This is a genomic window from Mycobacterium avium subsp. avium (assembly GCF_009741445.1).
Taxonomy (GTDB): Bacteria; Actinomycetota; Actinomycetes; order Mycobacteriales; family Mycobacteriaceae; genus Mycobacterium; species Mycobacterium avium.
The window spans coordinates 4,318,709-4,333,379 of record NZ_CP046507.1 but is presented as its reverse complement, the minus strand read 5'-3'; the positions used below and the strand labels follow the sequence as shown (position 1 = coordinate 4,333,379).

Here is a 14,671-nt window from a genome sequence, read left to right as displayed (position 1 = left end):
GGCGGCACGAGAACGCAACAGCAGGATCCAGACGGGAAAGAGCAACGTGCGGGGCGGAGAGATCAGGGGCGAGATCAAAGCCCTGACGGGACTCCGTATCGTCGCCGCGCTGTGGGTGGTGCTGTTTCACTTCCGGCCCATGCTCGGCGATGCCTCACCCGATCTGCGCGACGCGCTGGCACCGGTGCTCAATTGCGGCGCCCAGGGCGTCGACCTGTTCTTCATCCTCAGCGGATTCGTGCTGACGTACAACTATCTCGACCGGATGGGCCGGTCCTTCTCGACGCGGGCCACGCTGCATTTCCTGTGGCTGCGGCTGGCGCGGGTGTGGCCGGTGTACCTGGTCACGTTGCACCTGGCCGCGCTGTGGGTGATCTTCACGCTGCACGTCGGGCACGTGCCGTCGCCGGACGCCGCGTCGCTGACCGCGATCAGCTACGTGCGCCAGATCCTGTTGGTGCAGTTGTGGTTTGTGCCGTTCTTCGACGATTCCAGCTGGGACGGCCCGGCCTGGTCGATCAGCGCCGAATGGCTGGCCTACGTGCTGTTCGCCGGTATGGTGCTGGTGCTGCTGCGGATGAAGCAGGCGACCCGGGCGCGCAGCCTGATGGTGCTGGCGTTCGCGGCGTCGCTGCCGCCGGTGGTGATGCTGCTGGCCAGCGGCCACTTCTACACGCCGTGGAGCTGGTTGCCGCGCATCGTCACGCAGTTCACCGCCGGCGCGCTGGCGTGCGCGGCGGTGCGCAGGTTGCGGCTGACCGACCAGGGCCGCCGGATCGCGGGCTACATCTCGCTGCTGCTGCTGGCCGCCATGGTGGGCGTGCTGTATTGGTTTGGCGCACACCCGATATCGGGTGTGGTCGAGAACGACAGCGGCGGCGTCGTCGACGTGTTGTTCGTCCCGCTGGTCATCTCGCTGGCCGTCGGCCTGGGCAGCCTGCCGCGTGTGTTGTCGGCCCGGGCGATGGTCTACGGCGGCAAGATCTCGTTCTGCCTGTACATGGTGCACGAGCTGGTGCACACCTCGTGGGGATGGGCGGTCGAGCAGTTCGAGCTGGTGACCCAGGACAACCCGTGGAAATGGAACGTCATCGGCCTGCTCGCGATCGCCCTGGCCGGCGCGGTCGTCTTGTATCACGGCGTGGAAGAGCCCGCCCGCCGGTGGATGCGCAAGATGGTCGACGTGCGAGCCGTCAGCGCGAGAAGCGACCCCGGCGAACCGGCCAACACCAAGCTGCATCCGATCGACCGTCCGCTGGAAGCGATTTCGGCCCGCGCGGTGTGATGGCCGCCTTAGCGGCCGGCCGCGACCTACTGGCAGTATTCGGTGAGAACGCGGCGGCGCCCGACCATGCCGTTGACAGTGGAGGTAGGAGTGAGTCGTCTGGCCACCTTTCTCATCGGGGTGAGTCTTCTGCTGGGCGTGGGCCTTGTGGCATACCCGGCGCAGCTGCGCACGTACGAGACGCTGACGCTGGACTTCCGGCTGAATCATGTGGCAGTGATTGGGGATTCGTACACCACCGGGACCAACGAGGGCGGCCTGGGCGCCAGGTCGTGGCCGTCGCGCGCGTGGCAGGTGCTCAGCGCGCGCGGGTCACGGGTGTCGGCCGACGTGGCGGCCGAGGGCAGGGCCGGTTACGCCGTGACCGGCGACCACGGCAGCATCTTCGAGGATCTGACCGCCCGCGCGGTGCAGTCCGATGACGCGCTGGTGGTGTTCTTCGGCTCCCGCAACGACCAGGGGGTCGATCCCGGGCTGCTGATCGAAAAGACGCACGCCGCTTTGGATCTGGCCCGCCGGCTGGCGCCGGCCGCGCGCCTGCTGGTGATCGGACCGCCGTGGCCGACCGCCGACGTGCCGCCGTCGATGTACCTGATCCGCGACATCCTCGGCGGCGCGGCCGGGGCGGCCGGGGCGACGTTCATCGACCCGATCGCCGAACACTGGTTCGTCGGCCGGCCCGACCTGATCGGCGCGGACGGGGTGCACCCGAATGACGCGGGGCACCAATACATGGCGGACAAGATCGCACCGCTGATCCGCACCCAGCTGTCGACCTGACCGGGGCGTCAGTCGTCGGCGTGCCGCTCGTAGTCCCAGCGTTCCAGCCGGGCCTGCAGCTGCAGCAGGCCGATTCCGGCGAAGGGTGCGGCGACGGCCACACAGACCAGCAGCAGCGGAGACATGTCCTACAACCTCCAATAACCCTTCACTGATCTGACGTTCGACGGCGCCGAGCGGTTCATCGCGCTCACCCGTCCGCCAGGGCGCGGTCGGCCAGCGCGCCCAGCACCGGCGCCAGCAGCCGCGCATACTCGGTCGTCACATGGTTGTCGTCGCGGAACACCAGGGTGTTGCCGACGATCAGCGGGCACCGGTCGGGCGTGCAGAACAAATCGGACAAATCGGCGTAGTGACCGCCGTTGCCCAGCGTCGCCGCCTGCTCGGCGGCGACGCCGTCGCCGTCGATCGCCGCGGATCTGGTTGGCGCACAAGCGGTTACATCGTCGAGATGAGCGGACAGGCAGACCGGTGCCGACGAATGCGGGTCGGGCGCGGGCCCCAGCACCAGCACGGTCGCGCCGGTGCCGCGCAGCTGCGCCACGGTGCGGCCCAGGGTGTCGATCCAGGCCGGGTCGTAGGAGGTGAAACCGAAGTCGGCGCCGTAGCGCCGGCTCATGTCCAGCACGACCAGCCGCGGGTGGTCGGCGTTCATCCGGGCCATGATCTGGGCACGCCACTGCTCGCATTCGGTGTACTCGCGGCCCAGATACGGGCTGACGATGTGCAGCTCGGCCAGTGGGCAGGTCACCTTCGCCAGGGTTTCCAGCCGCCAGTGCCGTTGCCCGGCCAGCTGCTCGAAGGCCGGATTCCACATGGCGGCGTGCGAGTCGCCGATCAGGGGCACGGTGGTCGGCGAGGCGGTGTCGCCGGTCGCGCACTCGCTCTGGCCGACGTCGCGCCAGGACCGCACGCAGCCGTTGACGAACACCGCGGCCTTGTCGGCGGGTGCCTGGGCCAGCGGCGGGTCCAGGTTCGACGGGACGGCCCGCACGCCGGCGGCGGCCGCGAGGATGACCCGGGCCTGCGCGAAGGCCTGACGAACCGCGGCCTCCTGCGCGCTGACGGCGGGGACGTTGGACGGGGGCGTCGCGATGATGTTCGCGCGGGGAGCGGCCACGCCGTGCCCCACCGGGGCGGGTATCACGTTGAGCAGCACGAGGCATGCGCACGCGGTGGCGGCACTCGCGCCGCCCGCGACCACCAGGCTGACTTTCGCCGAGCGGCGCAGCGCGGCGGCGAAGCGGCCGGGATTCTCCACCAGATGCAGGGTGAGCACGGCCAATCCCGCCGACACCGCCGTCGCGCTCAGCCGGGCCGGCAGCCCCGCGGGCTCGCCGAGCAGCGCGGGCATCAGCAACAGCACCGGCCAGTGCCACAGGTACCAGGAATAGGAGATCCGGCCGATCGCGCGCATCGCCGGGCGGCACAGCAGCCGGCCCGGCCCGAGCCCGCCGGTGACGGCGCCGCCACCGATGATCAGCGCGGTGCCCAGCACCGGCAGCAGCGCCTCGGTGCCGGGATACGGGGTATGGGCGTTGAGCTGGGTGCAGGTCAGCAGGATCAACGCCAGACCGCCCCACCCGGCGATCGACGCCGTTCGCAGCGACAGCCGGCGCCACTGCTGGATCGACAGGGCCACCAGGCCGCCGGCCGCCAGCTCCCAGGCCCGGGTGGGCAGCGAGAAGAACGCCCACGACGGCGAGGTGCGGGTCCACAGCACGCCCGCGACCAACGACGCCGCCCCGATCAGCGCCAGCACCACCGCGTACGGCACCGGGCGCGGCGTCGCCCGCAGCGGCCGGACACGCCGCACCGACGCCGCGACGGCGATGATGAGCAGCGGCCACACCAGATAGAACTGCTCCTCCACCCCCAGCGACCAGTAGTGCTGGAACGGCGACGGCGCGTCGGCGGTCAGGTAGTCGGTGCCGCGCAGCGCGAACCGGTAGTTGCCGACGTACAGGGCGCTGGCGACGCCGTCGAGGAACACACTGCGGGCCTGCAGCGGCGGCAGCACCGCGGCCGCGCCGATGGCGGTGACGGTGCCGACGATGGCCGCGGCCGGCAGCAGGCGGCGGGCCCGCGCACCGTAAAAGCGGCCCAGCGCAACGGTATTGGTGGTGGACGCTTCCCGGAAGAGCAGGCCGGTGATGAGGAAGCCGGAGATGACGAAGAAGACGTCCACGCCGATGTAGCCGCCGCCGATCCCGGGAATGCCGGCGTGGTAGAGCACCACGGCGATCACCGCGACGGCGCGCAGTCCCTCGATGTCGGGCCGGAATCCCCTTCGGAAGCCCCGCCGCTCCACGGGCTGTGGGCTGCTGGCGAGCGATTCCGGCCGGGGTGTCATCTGCGTGGGCTAGGTCGCCATCCAGGCCAGTTCGGCGGGGAGTTGACTGCGCCAGAAGGCGATATCGTGTCCGCCGAGGGAGAAGCTGCCTGCCGGTGGTGTCTTCAACTGGTAGACGAATTGCTTTGTGGCGAAATAGAAGCGGTCGAAGTTGCCGCAATCCACCCGCAGCGGAATCGAATTCAGCGCGGGCAGGCCCAACACGCTGTTCTGCACGAAGTCCTCGTTGCTGTCGAACGCCCCGGGCGCACTGGTGGCGTACGAGGTGTACAGCGCCGGGCTGATCGCGCAGATGCCGGCGGTGCGCGACGGGCCCAGCTTGGCGCCCAGGCGAAGCGCCCCGTAGCCGCCCATCGACCACCCCATGAACCCGACCCGGGAGGTGTCGAAGCCCATGGTGGACAGCATCGGCAGCAGCTCGTCGAGCACCATCGCACCCGAGTCCTCGCCGGAAGTCCTTTTGTGCCAATAGGTGTTGCCGCCGTCGACACCCACCACCGCGAACGGCGGCTTGCCGGCCTTGACCAGCTGGGCCAGCCCGTCGGGCACGCCCATGTCGAGCATCTGGTTGGCGTCGCCGTCCACGCCGTGCAGCGCGATCACCGGACGCAGCATCCCGGTCTGCCCGGGCGGGATGGCGATCACGTAGTTGGTCTTGATGCCGCCGCGCGCCGCCGACACGAACGATCCGGTGAGCCGGGTCGGCAGCGTCTTGCCCGCCGTCGGCGGCTCGAACGGCGCCGGGGCCTGCGGCAGGGTGGCGGCGCGCGCCGTGCCCGGATCCAGCAGGGCGCTGAGCGCGAACACGCCGGCGGCGCCGAGGCTGGCACCGGCGCCCATCCGGAGCACCGCCCGGCGTGTGAGGTCAGGCATGATCGCAATAATGCCGCGCCCGGCGGGCATAACCCGCCGAGCCACGCCGTATTGCAAGCATTGTGTGATCTGACGTGACCTTGCGGTCACGAACCGGTGATCATTCGCCGCGAGCGACGCTCGATTTGCGCGGTCGGCCGTAGTCATCCTAGCGCCCCGCGCGGTGGCCGCCGTCACTTTCCGCGGGTCCGCATGTTCCGGCGCGCCCACCGCGTGCCGCGCGGCAAAACGCGCAGTCGCGCTTGACTTCTGGCGCGGCGGCGGCCGCCTCCGGTCCCGCCGCCGCAACGACACCCCGGCCGTCACCGCCGCCGCTGGCGCGCCCCGACGCCGGCGCTGATCGCGGCGGCGCGTGGGGATGCAATCTCGAAGGTTTCAACCCTGGCCCGCCGGCGGCACCGCGACCAGGATGGAACCCCTGTGCACGGGGGCGAACGCGCAACGAAGAGGATTGTGAATTGAGTCTGGCGTTTCACTGGTTTCTGCCGACCTACGGCGATTCGCGGAACCTGGTCGCGGGCGGGCACGGCACGCCGATGTCCGGTGACCGGCCGGCCACGCTGCGGTACCTGCACCAGATCTGCTCGGCCGCCGAGGACAACGGCTTCGAGGCCGTCCTCACGCCGACGGGATTGTGGTGTGAGGACGCGTGGTTGACGACGGCGATGCTGGTCGAATCGACCGAGACGCTGAAGTTTCTGGTCGCGTTCCGTCCCGGGCTGTTGAGCCCGACGCTGGCCGCGCAGATGGCCGGCACCTTCCAGCGGCACTCGCAGGGACGGCTGCTGCTCAACGTGGTCACCGGCGGCGAACCGCACGAGCAGCGCGCCTACGGCGACTTCCTGGACAAGGAGGCGCGGTACGCGCGCACCGCCGAATTCCTGCACGTGGTGCGGCAACTGTGGACCTCGCCACAGCCGGTCACCTTTGCGGGAGAACACATCCGGGTCGAGGGCGCGCAACTGAACAACCCGCCCGACCCGATACCCGCGGTGTTCTTCGGCGGCTCCTCGGCGTCGGCCGGGCCGGTGGCCGCCAAGCACTCCGACGTCTATCTCACCTGGGGTGAACCGCTGACCGCGGTCGCCAAGAAGCTGGACTGGGTCCGCGGGCTGGCCGTCGACGCCGGGCGAATCCTGCAGTACGGCTTGCGGATTCACGTGATCAGCCGCGACACCTCGGACGCGGCGTGGGCCGAGGCCGACCGGCTGCTGTCGGCGATCGACCCGGCCGACATCGAGCGGGTGCAGGCCAGCCTGGCGCGCAGCGAGTCCGAGGGCCAGCGCCGGATGCGGGAGCTGCACGGCGGCGACAGCGGCAAACTGCTTGTCGGCCCGAACCTGTGGGCCGGGGTCGGCCTGGTGCGCGGGGGAGCGGGCACCGCCCTGGTCGGCTCGCACGCCGAGGTCGCCGAGCGGCTGGCCGAATACGCCAAACTGGGCATCACCCACTTCATCCTGTCGGGGTATCCGCATCTGGAAGAGGCCTACTGGTTCGGCGAGGGCGTGCTGCCGTTGCTGGAGCGGATGGGGTTGTGGCGGCATCCCAATCGTCGGTCGCGTCCGGCGGCGACGACGCCGTTCGCGGTGGCCTCGGCGCACTGACGGCCATGGCAGCCACCTTGCCCGCGCCGGCGCCCGCCGGGCTCGCCGACGGCCGTCCGCTCGACGAATCCGCCGAGCAGCAGCGCCGCCGACTGCGCATCGTGGTGGCCGCCAGCCTGCTGGGCACCACCGTCGAGTGGTACGACTTCTTCCTGTACGCTACGGCGGCCGGGCTGGTCTTCAACAAGGTATTCTTCCCGAACGAAAGTTCTTTGGTGGGAACGCTATTGGCGTTCGCGACGTTCGCCGTCTGATTCGTCATGCGGCCCATCGGGGGCCTGGTGTTCGGCCACATCGGCGATCGGATCGGCCGCAAGCGCAGCCTGGCGCTGACCATGCTCATCATGGGCGGCGCGACCGCGCTGATCGGGGTGTTGCCGACGGCCGCGCAGATCGGGGCCTGGGCGCCGGTGCTGCTGCTGGTGTTGCGGGTGCTGCAGGGGTTCGCGCTCGGCGGCGAGTGGGGCGGGGCGGTGCTGCTGGCCGTCGAACACAGCCCGGGCGACCGGCGCGGCCGCTACGGGGCGGTGCCGCAGGTCGGGCTGGCACTCGGATTGGCTTTGGGCACAGGCATATTCGCTTTCCTGCAGATCGTGCTGGGCCCGGCCCGGTTCCTGTCCTACGGCTGGCGCATCGGGTTCCTGTTGAGCGTGCTGCTGGTGGCGATCGGCATCGTGGTGCGGTTGCGGGTGGAAGAGACACCGGCGTTCCGGGAACTGCAGGACCTGCAGGCCGCGTCCACCGTGCCGATCCGGGACATCCTGCGCGAGCGGCGTTCCCGGCGTAACACGGTGCTGGGGCTGCTGTCACGGTGGGCCGAGGGCTCGGCGTTCAACACCTGGGGCGTGTTCGCCATCAGCTACGCCACCGGGGCGCTGGGACTTAACCGGGTCTCGGTGCTGATCGCGGTGACCATCGCCGCATTGCTGATGGCAGTGCTGCTGCCGGTGTCCGGCGTCCTGACCGACCGATTCGGTGCCCGCCGGGTGTATCTGGCCGGCATCGCCTGCTACGGCCTGGCCGCGTTTCCGGCCTTCGCGTTGTTCGGCACCAAGAAGCTGCTGTGGTTCGGGCTGGCGATGGTCATCGTGTTCGGCGTCGTGCACGCGCTGTTCTACGGTGCCCAGGGCACCCTGTATTCCGCGCTGTACCCGACCAACACCCGCTACACCGGGCTGTCGTTCGTCTACCAGTTCTCCGGTGTCTACGCCTCCGGGGTCACCCCGATGATCCTGACCGCGCTGATCGCCGCGCTGGGCGGCGCGCCGTGGCTGGCGTGCGGCTACCTGGTGGCCACCGCGGTCATCAGCGTGCTGGCGACCGCGCTGATCCGCGATCGCGATCTGTACCTCTAGCCGCGCCAAGCGCGGCCCTCGGCTGGCGCTGCCGATCCCGATGTGCTGTGGTTGATGCTCATGGCGGGCACTTCGCAACTGCGCCAAGGGCTGTCGCAGCGGCAACTGAGCATGATCGCTCTGGGCGGGGTGATCGGCGCCGGCTTGTTCGTCGGGTCCGGCGTGGTGATCAAGGACACCGGGCCGGCCGCGTTCCTCACCTACGCCCTGTGCGGCCTGCTCATCGTGCTGGTGATGCGGATGCTCGGCGAGATGGCGGCCGCGAACCCGTCCACCGGATCGTTCGCCGACTACGCGGCCGCGGCGCTGGGCCGCTGGGCCGGATTCTCGGTCGCCTGGCTGTATTGGTACTTCTGGGTGATCGTGGTCGGCTTCGAGGCGGTCGCCGGCGGCAAGGTGCTCAACTACTGGTTCCACGCCCCGCTGTGGGTGCTGTCGCTGGGCCTGATGCTGTTGATGACCGCGACCAACCTGTTCTCGGTGTCGTCGTTCGGCGAGTTCGAATTCTGGTTCGCCGGAATCAAAGTCGCCACCATCGTCATCTTCCTGGTGGTGGGCGCGGCCTATGTCGTCGGATTGGTGCCGGGGCATCACGACGGCCTGACCAACCTGGTGTCGCACGGCGGGTTCTTTCCCCGCGGGGTGGGCGCGGTGTTCGCCGCCATCGTGGTGGCGATCTTCTCCATGGTCGGCGCCGAGATCGTCACCGTCGCCGCCGCGGAAAGCCGCGACCCGCGGCGGGCGGTGCAGAAGGCGACCAGATCGGTCGTCACCCGGATCGGGATCTTCTTCGTCGGCTCGGTGTTTCTGCTCGTGGCGATCCTGCCGTGGGACTCGGTGGAACTCGGCGCCTCGCCGTATGTGGCCGCGCTCAAACACCTGGGCCTGGCGGGAGCCGATCAGGTGATGAACGCAGTCGTGCTCACCGCGGTGTTGTCCTGCCTGAACTCCGGGCTGTACACCGCGTCACGCATGTTGTTCGTCCTCGCCGAGCGGGGCGAGGCACCCGCCCGGTTGGTGCGGCTGAGCGGGCGCGGCGTTCCCCACATCGCCATCCTGTGCTCCTCGGCGGTCGGCTTCCTGTGCGTCGTCATGGCCCGGGTCGCACCCAACACCGTGTTCCTGTTCCTGCTCAACTCCTCGGGCGCCATCATCCTGTTCGTGTACTGGTTGATTGCGTTGTCGCAGATCGTCCTTCGCCGCCGGACGCCGGCACAGCGGCTGAGCGTGAAGATGTGGTTCTTCCCGGTGCTGTCGGTTCTCACCCTGGCCGGCATCACCGCGGTGCTGGTGCAGATGGCCTTCGACGCCACGGCGCGCAGCCAGTTGTGGCTCAGCCTGTTGTCCTGGGCGGTGGTGGTGGCGCTGTACTTCGTGGCGCGCTCGCGCGGCCGGGTCGCCGCGCGGTGACCGCGCTCAGCCGGTGTGCGCGCCGGCGCGGTGCCGTATACCCGCCCCGGCCCGTTCTAGCGGAGCCCGGTCAGCGCCACCGCCGTTCGATGGACTTGACCACGGCCGTCAGCGTCGCATTCACCGGCGCGTCGACGCCGACCCGCGCGCCCTGCCGCGGCACCGCGCCGTTGATGACGTCGATCTCGCTGACCCGGCGGGCCTCGTGATCCAGCAGCGCCGAGGGTTTCGCGTCGGGCATCTGCGCCCCGAAGGCGCGGACATGCTCGACCGCGTCGGCGACGGCGATCGCGACACCGGACGCGCGCGCCACCGACCACGCCTCGGTGGCCGCCGCCCGGCTGACCGGACCCATCTCGGCGTCGTCCATCACCTGGCCGACCGTCATGCCGGTCAGCGCGCACGGCGCGCTGTAGGCGACGTTGCAGATCAGCTTCTCCCACTGCATCGCGGCGATGTCGGTGACCGCGGCCGCGTCGAACCCGGCGTGCGCCCAGGTCCGGGCGATCGATTCCACCCTCGCGTGCGGCAGCGACGAGTAGGGGCCGAAGCGCATCGCCCGCATGGCGTTGTGGTGGACATGGCCCGGCGCCACCCGGGACGCGCCGAACCCGCTGGCGATCCCGACCGCGACCCGCTGTGCACCGACGACGCCGGCGACGGTCTCCGCCGACCCCAGGCCGTTCTGGATGGTCAGCACCGCGGTATCCGGCCCCAGCATCGGAAGTGCTTGGCGCGCAGCGGCTTCCACGTCGGCCGCCTTGACCGCCAGCACCACCAGGTCCATCGTCTCGTCGACCGCGCCGGTGCTGGCCCGCAGCGGCACCACCTGGTCGCAGCCGGGGCCGGTGACGCGCAGCCCGTCCCGGTTGATCCGCTCCACACTGGGCCGGTGCCGGTCGACCGCCAGCACCTGCTCGCCCGCGGCGGCCAGCTTCGCAGCGTAGATCGAACCCATTGCACCGCAACCGATTACCGCGATCTTCATCGGCGGTCTCCCGTCAGCTCGGCGATCAGTTCGGCCAGGCCGGGTTTCTGCTCCAACCCGAACCCGGCGGCGTCCGGCGGCGCGATCATGCCCGACGAGACGACGCAGCCGTCCGGATAGCCGCCGAACGGCGCGAACACCCCCGGGTAGGCCTCGCAGCCACCCAGCCCCAGCCCGGCCGCGACGTGCAGGTTGATCAGATGCCCGCCGTGCGGGAACGCGCAGCCGCGGTCGAAACCATGATCCGCCAGCACGTCGAGCATCCGCAGGTACTCGGACAACCCGTAGCTCAGGCCCGGATCCATCTGGAACACATCGTGATCCGGCCGCATGCCGCCGTAGCGGACCAGGTTGGTCACGTCGGGCACCGAAAACAGGTTCTCGCCGGTGGCCACCGGGCCGTCATAGCAGTCCGTCACCGCGCGGTGCAGCGCGTAATCCAGCGGGTCGCCCGGCTCCTCGAACCAGCGCAGGCCGTAGCCGGCCAGCGCGCCCGCCCACCGGATGGCCTCGGCCCGGCCGAACCTGCCGTTCGCGTCGACCGCGACCCGTCCGGCGTCGCCGACGACGTCGATGACGGCCTCGACCCGGGCCAGGTCCTCGCCCAGCGCGGCGCCGCCGATCTTCATCTTGACCGCCCGATAGCCCAGCTCGAGATACTCGCCCATCTCCCGGCGCAACGCATCAACGCCGCCCGCCGGGCGGTAGTAGCCGCCGGCGGCGTACACCGGCACCGCCGGCGCGGGCTGCCGCCCGGCGTGCCGGGCGATGGTCACGCAGGCGGGTTCGTCGCGCAGCTTGGCGTTCAAATCCCAGCACGCCAGCTCCAGCGCGGCCACCGCCGCCGCCCGGTCGCCGTGGCCGCCGGGTTTCTCGTCGGTGAGCGCGCACGCCGCCACCGCGGCCGGGTCGAGGAACCCGGAGCCGTCCAGCAGCGCGTCGGGGGCGGCGGCCAGCACCCGCGGGATCAGCCGGTCGCGCAGGATTCCGCTCTGGGCGAACCGCCCGATCGAGTCGAACGCCACGCCCGCCACCGGCCGCCCGCGCCGCACCGCGTCGGTGAGCACCGCCACCAGCGAGACCGTGTGGCCGGAGAAGTCGACCACCGCATTGGCCGGCCCGCCGCGGCCGGGCGCGTCGAGACGAACCGCCCGCTCGACGATCCCGGTGATCCGCACCAACGGGGGTTCAGGGCGTCCGGGTGAGCAACACCGCCTGCTCGAACGGCAGCCGGGCGAACACGCCGCGCACCCCGGGCCGCAGGTGCGACGCCGCCTCGGCCTTGCTGACCACGCGCGGATCGGCGACGCCGAACGTCTTGCCCCGGCTGCGAATCCGGCCGCCGCCCGCCGCGGTCAGGTTCTTCAGCCAGTCCCGGTCCGGGCCGTAGGTCAGCAGGATGGCCACCCCGGGCTTGCCGTCGACGTCGGCGCTGAACAGGTTGACGGGGGTGCGGTACGGCTTGCCCGAACGCCGTCCCACGTGCTCTACGATGCCGAACGGCGGGAGCCAACCGGCCCACATCCGCTGAATCGGGTTGGTGACGTGACGGTTGAACCGGGCAAGCCCTTGTGGGAGTTGCATACCGCCATCCAACTCGCAGGCGCCGGGCGACATCAACCCGATCTTTTCCCCGCCGCAGCGACTAAGGTCAGGTGATGGGCGACACACCGGGAATCGCGGCGGGCCGTCGCGGCTCGGAGCTGTCGCGCCGGGGCCGGGACCTGGCCGCCGGGAAGGTCATCACCGCGGCCGACGTGCAGTGCGCCGCCGAGCGCGCCGAGACGTCCCGTCAGCGTGACCTGGATGCGCACCGCCGCGACGAGCACCGCCACTATCAGGCGGCCATCGCCCACGAGCGGGTCGCCGAGGTCGAGGACAGGGCCGTCGCCGAGGGCCTCGGCGACGTCGCCGCGCACCAACGGGCCGCGGACCGGGAACGCGAGGCCGCCCGGCGCAACTTCATGGCGGCCCAGCAAGCCAACTCCTACGACGCCGACTAGCACCCTTCTGCTACACCCTGTAGTTGGAGGGGTGGCGAAGGCTGGGACACTGGTCGTCATGGGAAGCAGTGATCAGGCGACCGCGCACGCCAGGGCCCAGGCTGCCTCGGCGCGGTTGTTCGACGACGCCTGCGCCGTCATCCCCGGCGGGGTGAACTCACCCGTGCGGGCGTTCACCGCGGTGGGCGGGACGCCGCCGTTCATCACCGCCGCGCGCGGCTGCCGGCTGACCGACGCCGACGGCAACCACTACGTGGACCTGGTGTGCTCATGGGGGCCGATGATCCTGGGGCACGCGCACCCGGCCGTCGTCGAGGCCGTCGCCAAGGCCGCCGCGTCCGGGCTGTCCTTCGGGGCGCCCACCCCGGCGGAGAGCGAGCTGGCCGCCGAGATGATCGCCCGGGTGGCGCCGGTCGAGCGGATCCGGCTGGTCAACTCCGGCACCGAGGCCACCATGAGCGCGGTGCGGTTGGCCCGCGGCTTCACCGGGCGCGCCAAGATCGTCAAGTTCTCCGGCTGCTACCACGGCCACGTGGACGCGCTGCTCGCCGACGCCGGCTCCGGGGTGGCCACCCTGGGGCTGCCGTCCTCGCCGGGCGTCACCGGCGCGACGGCCGCCGACACGATCGTGTTGCCCTACAACGACATCGACGCCGTGCGGCAGGCGTTCGCGGAGTTCGGCGACCAGATCGCGGCGGTGATCACCGAGGCCAGCCCCGGCAACATGGGGGTGGTGCCGCCGGCGCCCGGCTTCAACGCGGCGCTGCGCGCGCTCACCGCCGAGCACGGCGCGCTGCTGATCGTCGACGAGGTGATGACGGGCTTCCGGGTCAGCCGAAGTGGTTGGTACGGAATCGATCCGGTGGACGCCGACCTGTTCACCTTCGGCAAGGTGATGAGCGGCGGCCTGCCGGCGGCCGCGTTCGGCGGCCGGGCCGAGGTGATGGAACGGCTGGCGCCGCTGGGCCCGGTGTATCAGGCCGGCACCCTGTCGGGAAACCCGGTCGCGGTGGCCGCCGGGCTGGCCACGCTGCGCCACGCGGATGCCGCCGCCTACGCCGCGCTGGACGCCAACGCCGATCGGCTGGCCCGGCTGCTGTCCGACGCGTTGACCAATGCCGGTGTGCCGCACCAGATTCCGCGGGCCGGGAACATGCTCAGCGTGTTCTTCACCGACACCCCGGTGACCGACTTCGCCTCCGCGCGGGCCACCCAGACCTGGCGCTATCCGCCGTTCTTCCACGCGCTGCTGGACGCCGGCGTCTACCCGCCGTGCAGCGCCTTCGAGACGTGGTTCGTCTCCACCGCGCTGGACGACGACGCCTTCGACCGGATCGCGGCGGCCCTGCCCGCCGCGGCCCGCGCCGCCGCGGGCGCCGACGAGGGGAATTCCTGATGGGCGAGCAGACCCGGGTGCACGTGGTGCGGCACGGCGAGGTGCACAACCCCGACGGCGTGCTGTACGGGCGGCTGCCCGGGTTTCACCTGTCCGAGGCGGGCCGGGCGCAGGCGGCCGCGGTGGCCGAGGCGCTGGCGCCGCGCGACATCGTCGCGGTGATCGCCTCACCCCTGCAACGGGCCCAGGAGACCGCCGCGCCCATCGCCGCGCGGCACGGCCTGGCCGTGGACACCGACCCGGACCTGATCGAATCGGCCAACTTCTTCGAGGGCCGGCGCATCAGCCCCGGCGACGGCGCCTGGCGCGACCCGAGGGTGTGGTGGCAGCTGCGCAACCCGTTCCGGCCGTCCTGGGGTGAGCCCTACACCGAGATCGCGGCCCGGATGGAGACGGCGGTGGACAAGGCCCGCGCCCGCGGCACCGGCCACGAGGTGGTGTGCGTCAGCCACCAGCTGCCGGTGTGGACGCTGCGGCTGCACCTGACCGGCCGGCGGCTGTGGCACGACCCGCGCAAGCGGGAATGCGGGCTGTGCTCGATCACCACCCTGGTCTACGACGGCGACCGGCTGGTCGACGTCGAGTACTCGGAGCCGGCGGCGCCTTGAGCGCGCGGGTGCTGGC

Annotated in this window: 12 protein-coding genes and 1 pseudogene; 8 read left to right on the top strand and 5 right to left on the bottom strand. The window is 71.0% G+C overall.

Annotation, left to right across the window (positions count from 1 at the left end):
• The first annotated feature begins 46 nt into the window (after positions 1–46).
• Together MAA44156_RS20250 and MAA44156_RS20245 are read left to right on the top strand one after the other, a co-directional pair.
• Complete coding sequence (locus MAA44156_RS20250; RefSeq protein WP_009979286.1) at positions 47–1,285, top strand: acyltransferase family protein; 1,239 nt, start codon at positions 47–49, stop codon at positions 1,283–1,285.
• A gap of 90 nt (positions 1,286–1,375) precedes the next feature.
• A complete protein-coding gene (locus MAA44156_RS20245) occupies positions 1,376–2,065 on the top strand; it encodes an Rv0518 family GDSL lipase (protein ID WP_003873686.1) in 690 nt (229 codons plus the stop codon).
• Positions 2,066–2,255: 190 nt separating this feature from the next.
• Here the strand turns inward: MAA44156_RS20245 and MAA44156_RS20240 are convergent, their stop codons facing one another.
• Both MAA44156_RS20240 and MAA44156_RS20235 read right to left on the bottom strand, forming a co-directional pair.
• Positions 2,256–4,376 (bottom strand): acyltransferase family protein, encoded by a 2,121-nt coding sequence (locus MAA44156_RS20240; RefSeq protein ID WP_009979283.1) that lies wholly within the window; start codon positions 4,374–4,376, stop codon positions 2,256–2,258.
• A 51-nt stretch (positions 4,377–4,427) separates the two neighbouring features.
• The gene (locus tag MAA44156_RS20235; RefSeq protein ID WP_100226200.1) at positions 4,428–5,291 is read right to left on the bottom strand and encodes an alpha/beta hydrolase; all 864 of its coding nucleotides are present in this window, start codon (positions 5,289–5,291) and stop codon (positions 4,428–4,430) included.
• A gap of 458 nt (positions 5,292–5,749) precedes the next feature.
• Between MAA44156_RS20235 and MAA44156_RS20230 the strand changes: the two genes are divergently transcribed.
• From MAA44156_RS20230 to MAA44156_RS20220, 3 genes and pseudogenes are all read left to right on the top strand, one after another.
• A complete protein-coding gene (locus MAA44156_RS20230) occupies positions 5,750–6,895 on the top strand; it encodes an LLM class flavin-dependent oxidoreductase (RefSeq protein ID WP_009979281.1) in 1,146 nt (381 codons plus the stop codon).
• Positions 6,896–6,900: 5 nt separating this feature from the next.
• A pseudogene (locus tag MAA44156_RS20225) lies at positions 6,901–8,250 on the top strand (MFS transporter).
• Between the two features lie 60 nt (positions 8,251–8,310).
• Positions 8,311–9,660 carry an amino acid permease gene (locus MAA44156_RS20220; RefSeq protein ID WP_029248619.1) on the top strand — a complete coding sequence of 450 codons (1,350 nt, stop codon included), beginning with the start codon at positions 8,311–8,313 and terminating at the stop codon, positions 9,658–9,660.
• Positions 9,661–9,730: 70 nt separating this feature from the next.
• Here MAA44156_RS20220 and MAA44156_RS20215 read toward each other — a convergent pair whose 3' ends face one another.
• The 3 genes from MAA44156_RS20215 to MAA44156_RS20205 are packed head-to-tail and all read right to left on the bottom strand — an operon-like array spanning position 9,731 to position 12,232.
• On the bottom strand, positions 9,731–10,648 hold the full coding sequence (locus tag MAA44156_RS20215) for a ketopantoate reductase family protein (protein WP_011726161.1): 918 nt from the start codon (positions 10,646–10,648) through the stop codon (positions 9,731–9,733).
• Positions 10,645–11,829 (bottom strand): mandelate racemase/muconate lactonizing enzyme family protein, encoded by a 1,185-nt coding sequence (locus MAA44156_RS20210; RefSeq protein ID WP_023880603.1) that lies wholly within the window; start codon positions 11,827–11,829, stop codon positions 10,645–10,647. The genes MAA44156_RS20215 and MAA44156_RS20210 overlap by 4 nt, the downstream gene beginning before the upstream one ends.
• Before the next feature lie 7 nt (positions 11,830–11,836).
• Positions 11,837–12,232, bottom strand: a complete 396-nt coding sequence (locus MAA44156_RS20205) for a nitroreductase family deazaflavin-dependent oxidoreductase (protein ID WP_003873669.1) — start codon at positions 12,230–12,232, stop codon at positions 11,837–11,839.
• Positions 12,233–12,306: 74 nt separating this feature from the next.
• Between MAA44156_RS20205 and MAA44156_RS20200 the strand changes: the two genes are divergently transcribed.
• Genes MAA44156_RS20200 through MAA44156_RS20190 form a run of 3 tightly spaced genes read left to right on the top strand, consistent with a single transcriptional unit; the run spans position 12,307 to position 14,655 of the window.
• Positions 12,307–12,651, top strand: coding sequence for a hypothetical protein (locus tag MAA44156_RS20200; RefSeq protein ID WP_009979275.1), 345 nt, complete (start codon positions 12,307–12,309; stop codon positions 12,649–12,651).
• 58 nt (positions 12,652–12,709) lie between these two features.
• A complete protein-coding gene (hemL, locus tag MAA44156_RS20195; protein ID WP_009979274.1) occupies positions 12,710–14,047 on the top strand; it encodes a glutamate-1-semialdehyde 2,1-aminomutase in 1,338 nt (445 codons plus the stop codon).
• Complete coding sequence (locus MAA44156_RS20190; RefSeq protein ID WP_003873664.1) at positions 14,047–14,655, top strand: histidine phosphatase family protein; 609 nt, start codon at positions 14,047–14,049, stop codon at positions 14,653–14,655. The genes hemL and MAA44156_RS20190 overlap by 1 nt, the downstream gene beginning before the upstream one ends.
• Positions 14,656–14,671 lie beyond the last annotated feature (16 nt).

Excerpts from the sequence above, each read along its gene's own strand:
- hemL (WP_009979274.1), top strand. The coding sequence starts at position 12,710 with ATGGGAAGCAGTGATCAGGCGACCGCGCACGCCAGGGCCCAGGCTGCC.
- MAA44156_RS20215 (WP_011726161.1), bottom strand. The coding sequence starts at position 10,648 with ATGAAGATCGCGGTAATCGGTTGCGGTGCAATGGGTTCGATCTACGCT.
- MAA44156_RS20205 (WP_003873669.1), bottom strand. The coding sequence starts at position 12,232 with ATGCAACTCCCACAAGGGCTTGCCCGGTTCAACCGTCACGTCACCAAC.
- MAA44156_RS20190 (WP_003873664.1), top strand. The coding sequence starts at position 14,047 with ATGGGCGAGCAGACCCGGGTGCACGTGGTGCGGCACGGCGAGGTGCAC.
- MAA44156_RS20220 (WP_029248619.1), top strand. The coding sequence starts at position 8,311 with ATGGCGGGCACTTCGCAACTGCGCCAAGGGCTGTCGCAGCGGCAACTG.
- MAA44156_RS20200 (WP_009979275.1), top strand. The coding sequence starts at position 12,307 with ATGGGCGACACACCGGGAATCGCGGCGGGCCGTCGCGGCTCGGAGCTG.
- MAA44156_RS20235 (WP_100226200.1), bottom strand. The coding sequence starts at position 5,291 with ATGCCTGACCTCACACGCCGGGCGGTGCTCCGGATGGGCGCCGGTGCC.